The organism is Acidiplasma aeolicum (assembly GCF_001402945.1).
Taxonomy (GTDB): Archaea; Thermoplasmatota; Thermoplasmata; order Thermoplasmatales; family Thermoplasmataceae; genus Acidiplasma; species Acidiplasma aeolicum.
Map to the genome: position 1 here is coordinate 1 of NZ_LKBG01000006.1, position 5604 is coordinate 5604.

The window sequence follows — 5604 nt, forward strand, 5'->3', positions numbered from 1 at the left end:
TTAATTTTTTTAAAATCAAATATATTTAATGATTTTTTAAAATTATAGTTTTGTGAGTTCATTTGTTGCATTATTATTTATTGATTCTTCAGATTTTTTAACTCCTGTGGATGTGCGATGGCCGAGAACCTCATGTGCCATAAGGACTATGAAAGCTGATGCCAGAAATGACAGCGCACCTATTATAAAGGCAATGTGGTATGCAAATTTATCTGGGAATGAAAAAACTGTCAATCCTGTGGATGTTCTTATTGCAAAAGCAACAGTATAAAGTGATAATATTGTGCCAGCCACGGGTGCACCAATACTGCTGCCTATATATCTGAATGTGCTGTTCATTGATGTTGCGAGCCCCATATCCTTGGGATTAACAGACAGCACAAGTAGATTGATTATTGAGGCGTTCATTATTGACATTCCTGAGCCTATAATAAATTCATAAATTATTGTCATTATAAAATCAGGTGATGTTGATAATAAGTAAAATCCTAATGCTGTGATAAGAGAACCGGCAACAGCCAGGGGCTTTATTCCTGACTTTGATATAATCCTTCCAGTGATTACAGAAAATACGATCATGCCTATTGCAAATGATACCAGTGAAAGCCCTGTTCCAAGTATTGATAGCCCAAACCCAAAGGGCTTTGGTGTTTCAAATTTGTATGAAAGAGACTGCATGGATAAATACATGCCCATTCCTGAAACTGAGAGTGCAATATTTGCGGTAAGCACATTTCTTTCAGATAATAACTTCATGTCAAATATGGCCTCCCCACCCCTATTATAGTAATGTTTTTCGTATATAAACATGGGTATGAAAAGGATTACACCTGTTATAATCATGCTCAGAAACAGGGCAGAATTCCATCCCCATGATGAACCCTCTGACATTGAAAGAACTATCAGTGCAAGTGGGACACCGAGAAGTGCTGCACCGATATAATCAACCTTAACCTCTGGTCTTCTGTAATCTGATTCATGAACCTTATATATTGTCAGAATTGCCAGTGCAACGATGAATGGTATTGCAGTATGGTATGTCATCCTCCATCCAAAATAATTTGATATTAATGATCCAAGCGGCAGGCTTATCGCAAAACCGGCACCAAACATACCGCTTATTAATGCCTGGGCCTTGGGTACCAGTTCCCGTGGAAACTGCTCCCTCACCAGTGCCATGCCAAGTGGCATGATTGTTAGTCCAATACCCTGAACTGCCCTGGATATTACCATAAATGTAAAATTCGGGGAAAAACCTGTAACAGATACGGCACCTGCATATAAAATCATGACAACCGACATCATCTTTTTCTTACCCCAGAGATCGGCCAGTTTCCCAATAACAGGGCTTAGGGCCACACCCGTTAGGAGATATGTTGAAAGAACAAGGCTTACCTGATCCACAGATATATGAAATCCCTCTGCAATACTTGGCAGTGAAGGTGTAAGCATGCCCTCAACGTACATCACCGCCATGATAATCATTGCAAGTAAAATTAAAACGAAATTGGCATATTTTTTATTATAATTAACATTATTCATAGTCATCACACCAAATTTTTATTTAATACGCCAGATAGAGATACATGATTATCAAGGAGTATATAAATATTGTGTAATAAAATATTTACTAATAAACTATTTTTGATGCCCAATGGAAAAAATAAATAACCAATTTTATATTTTTAGACCATGACCTATGAACTGAATATAAATAATATTGAGGAAACTAAAAAATTAATTTCCAGTGCAATCGCAAAAATGGTCAATGCAGACGATATAAAGATCAATGAAATTTTTTATTATACAGGATTGAAAAAATGGAGTCTAAAAATTTCATATTCCAGTGCGGGAAAGACTTATTACGGTTCTATGGATATAAACTGTAATGGAACAATTTTAAGATATCAGGAAAGGGAGGTGTAATTTTTGGAATCCGATAAAAGGTTTCAGGAACTGATAAATCAAATAAATGGCAAATGGGACCTAATAATAGTAAATATGCTCAAGACAGGTGAATTTCATTTCAATGAACTATTAAAAAATATTAATGGCATAACCCCCAAGGCACTTTCCGATTCTTTAAAAAAACTACTGGCCCATGGGATAATACAAAAGGACATAAAAAACATTAATCCGGTAAATATTGTTTATAAACTGACGGAAAAGGGAAATGCCCTGATCAATCCTATTAACAGTCTGGTTAACTGGCAGATACAGTGTGATAAAAAAAGATGAGATTATATAATATAATTTACATTTACCGTTAATGTTAAAAAAATACCTTTATAACAGAAATTTTTACGATAATGAAACGATGAACAGGCTTATGTCGATGTCTAAATTCCTTATACTTATTTCAGTATTCTTGGTAATATTATCAGGTTTTATATATGCTATCTATTATATATTTGAACCTTACAATGCAATTTTTAAGGCAGGTATTCTGTTGATAATTCTGGGATATCTTTTTTATATAATAAATAACATTATGTTTTTTAGGCTAAATAAATTCGAAATAAGTGACAAGCTCATATTTTTTTCTGTCATTATGTTCTTTGTGTTTTTTATATCCCAGATATTTATGGATGCCTCATTAAAGATTGGCATTGCAGGCGGAATCACCGGCATAGTTGGAACCATCCTTGCAGTGTTATATTATTATTTTAAAAAGGATGAGATAATTTCAAGGGTTATAATAATAGTTGCAACAGTGCTAATATACATTTCCATAGAAACTTTTCCTCTTGGATTCTACTCCTCTATCATGCCACTTTATTTTAATTCATCTCTCTGGGCCCAGGCGTTTATAATTTTTGAGATATTTTACGTTCTTGCATTTCTTTTTAAGGATAACAGCCTCTTAAATGACTTTCTCAGAAGCACAGGTGTTGAGCTTGGAATTCTAATATTTGGTGTTGGCATGATAACTGGTGGCTCCTATTTAATCTCGGCATATACCATGATTATTCCACATGGTATATCCATACCGGTGGAGATTCTTATGATTCTCGCTGGAATTGCAATTATAATAGCTGGCATATTTGCTATCATTTTGGCTTTTATGGACTTTTATTATGAGGTTATAAGGCCGCGCAGATATTCATTTAGATTTTAATTTATATGGCTGAAAGTCCATTGTATAGTTATTAAAAATAATATATTTATATATTAATATTAGAATATTAATCATAGGAACAAATGAGGCAATTAATCTTTTAATTATATCAAAAAACATTATATGGATATGCAATGGATAAAAAATAGGACATACTGTAAAGCCAAATAAGAAGTATGGCTCGATGGTATTGGCTTATATCCAGGAAGTTTAAGCATCAAAGAGATAATAATTACCAAGGGTTTTTGTTAGAATGGTTAATAAAAATCATCATCTTAATCACTGGCATAAGGTTATATTTAATTTTAACATTATATATTTATGGTATTCAGTGATTTAAGGGATTATTTAAAATTCCAAGAGAAAAACAATGATCTGGTGCATGTAACAGATGAGGTTGACCCTGATCTTGAACTTACATACATATTAAGCGAGGAGGAAAGGATAGGAAAAAAGAGGACGATGCTTTTTGAGAACGTAAAAAATTCAGACATACCTGTGGCAGGTAATTTCTTTTCAACAGATCAAAAAATAGAAAATATACTTGGGGACAAACCATATAATGTTGGCCTTAGATTGAAGAATCTGGTTAGAATTCCGGATGATACCGAATCCATGATTTCAAGGGGCCTTCAGATGATGAAGGAACTGGGTGGAATCAGGCCAAAGGTTGAACAGAGAAAATCCTCTGAATTTAACGTTCTTGAAAAGGTTGACCTTGGAAGGTATCCAATTACAAAGAACTGGCCAATGGACGGGGGAAAATACATTACAATGCCGCTGGTTATTACCAAGGATCCGGTCACGGGACAGAGAAACGTGGGGACCTATAGAATGCAGGTTTTTGATAATGAAACAACAGGAATGCACTGGCATATACATAAGGGTGGAGCAGAACATTTTAGCGAGTATAAGAAGGAATCAAAAACAATGGATGTCGCTGTGGTCATTGGCACTGACCCACTTACATTCTTTTCATCAATTGCACCGCTGCCCAATGGCATTGATGAGTTTTCATTCAGGGGCTTACTGGCAAGAAAATCCCTTGAGCTAATAAAGGGAGAAACAGTTGATTTGGAATATCCTAGAAATTCCGAAATAGTTCTTGAGGGTTATATAGACCCGTCTGAGACCAGGGTCGAGGGCCCATTTGGTGATCACACCGGTTATTATTCTCTTGAGGAACAGTTTCCCGTTTTTCATATTAAGAAGATAATCGAAAAGAAAAATCCAATATATATGACCACCATTGTCGGCAAACTATGGCATGAGGATGTCAGAATAGGAAAGGCAATAGAGAGGATGTTTTTGCCTCTTGTTCAGATTCAGATTCCTGAAATAGTTGATATGAACATACCTGAGGAGACCGTGGTCAGCAACATGATAGTTGTTTCCATTAAAAAACGCTATCCAGGTCAGGCCAAGAAGGTTATGTTCGCAATCTGGGGCACAGGCCAGATGGCATTAACAAAAATAGTGGTTGTTGTTGATGATGATGTGGACGTGCATGATATGAAGCAGGTAATGTGGGCAATGACAACAAGAATAGATCCTTCAAGTGATGTCTTTATCATACCGGGAACGCCCACTGACAGTCTGGATCATCCAGCACGCATATTTAATTATGGTTCAAAGATGGGCATAGATGCCACAAGAAAAACAAAGGAGGAGAATTATAACAGGGTCTGGCCGGAAACATTAAAAATGGATGCAGATATAGAAAAAAAGGTAGATGAATTAATAAATAGGCTTGGATCATCACAGAATTAATAATCAATTTTTTAATTTAAAATGATTTTATTTATGGAATAATTTATCATATTTTTTTAAATTTTAGTGCTATTAAATTACCCCTTACATCAATAGTTTTTTCATACCCATCGTAATTAAGTGATTCCGCGTATTTTTTTGATAAAGAATGGCGTTTATATGCCGATAGATTTGATTTATAATATTCATTATAATACTCTATAATGATAAACACACCACCTTTATTTAAACGGCCAAGTATATATTCAAGGCTTTTCTCCCTGTCCTTCCAGTGGTGGAATGAAAGACTTGAAAATATTAGGTCGAAATTTATATTAAATGGAATATCCCTGCTGCTTCCCTGCTCGCATGTGCACCTTAAATTTTCCTTTTTAAAAAGCTTACGCTCCGCATCAACCATGTATTTTGATGGGTCTATTGCATATACCTGTGCATCAGGAAATTTCTTCGCAACCATGGCTGTTAGCCTTCCCGGCCCGGCCCCTATATCAAGGATGGTTTCCGGTGATAATCCCTCAAACTCATAAATTGCAAAATTATACAGCTTTTTCAGAAGGCGCCATGCAAAAATTGAGTAAAATGACGTTGTTAATAATCCAAATTTCTCCTCTCCATCAACATAATAATCAGGCATAATAGCAGTAAGGCTATTTCTTTTATAAGTTTTCGCATAAAAATAAAATTATTTAATTTAATTGAATTTAAAATAATTAGAT

6 protein-coding genes are annotated in these 5604 nt (G+C 34.9%); 4 read left to right on the top strand and 2 right to left on the bottom strand.

Features of this window, described 5'->3' with window-relative positions; all coding sequences use genetic code 11:
- Nucleotides 1–42 precede the first annotated feature (42 nt).
- Nucleotides 43–1542: an MFS transporter gene (locus AOG54_RS00515; RefSeq protein WP_048101067.1), complete on the bottom strand. Its 1500-nt coding sequence runs from the start codon at nucleotides 1540–1542 to the stop codon at nucleotides 43–45.
- 150 nt (nucleotides 1543–1692) lie between these two features.
- Between AOG54_RS00515 and AOG54_RS00520 the strand changes: the two genes are divergently transcribed.
- The 4 genes from AOG54_RS00520 to AOG54_RS00535 all read left to right on the top strand — a co-directional run bounded on the left by AOG54_RS00520 (nucleotide 1693) and on the right by AOG54_RS00535 (nucleotide 4888).
- Entirely contained in the window at nucleotides 1693–1926 is a 234-nt protein-coding gene (locus AOG54_RS00520) for a hypothetical protein (protein WP_048101066.1), read from the top strand.
- A gap of 3 nt (nucleotides 1927–1929) precedes the next feature.
- Complete coding sequence (locus AOG54_RS00525; protein WP_048101065.1) at nucleotides 1930–2238, top strand: winged helix-turn-helix transcriptional regulator; 309 nt, start codon at nucleotides 1930–1932, stop codon at nucleotides 2236–2238.
- 31 nt (nucleotides 2239–2269) lie between these two features.
- Nucleotides 2270–3118 carry a hypothetical protein gene (locus AOG54_RS00530; protein ID WP_048101064.1) on the top strand — a complete coding sequence of 283 codons (849 nt, stop codon included), beginning with the start codon at nucleotides 2270–2272 and terminating at the stop codon, nucleotides 3116–3118.
- A 321-nt stretch (nucleotides 3119–3439) separates the two neighbouring features.
- Nucleotides 3440–4888, top strand: coding sequence for a menaquinone biosynthesis decarboxylase (locus AOG54_RS00535; protein WP_048101063.1), 1449 nt, complete (start codon nucleotides 3440–3442; stop codon nucleotides 4886–4888).
- A gap of 46 nt (nucleotides 4889–4934) precedes the next feature.
- On the opposite strand, the gene AOG54_RS00540 is transcribed toward AOG54_RS00535, so the two are convergent.
- Complete coding sequence (locus AOG54_RS00540; RefSeq protein ID WP_048101062.1) at nucleotides 4935–5522, bottom strand: class I SAM-dependent methyltransferase; 588 nt, start codon at nucleotides 5520–5522, stop codon at nucleotides 4935–4937.
- Between the last annotated feature and the right edge of the window lie 82 nt (nucleotides 5523–5604).

Coding starts and splice junctions, on each gene's coding strand:
- AOG54_RS00535 (WP_048101063.1), top strand. CDS start 3,440: ATGGTATTCAGTGATTTAAGGGATTATTTAAAATTCCAAGAGAAAAAC.
- AOG54_RS00530 (WP_048101064.1), top strand. CDS start 2,270: ATGTTAAAAAAATACCTTTATAACAGAAATTTTTACGATAATGAAACG.
- AOG54_RS00515 (WP_048101067.1), bottom strand. CDS start 1,542: ATGAATAATGTTAATTATAATAAAAAATATGCCAATTTCGTTTTAATT.
- AOG54_RS00540 (WP_048101062.1), bottom strand. CDS start 5,522: ATGCCTGATTATTATGTTGATGGAGAGGAGAAATTTGGATTATTAACA.
- AOG54_RS00520 (WP_048101066.1), top strand. CDS start 1,693: ATGACCTATGAACTGAATATAAATAATATTGAGGAAACTAAAAAATTA.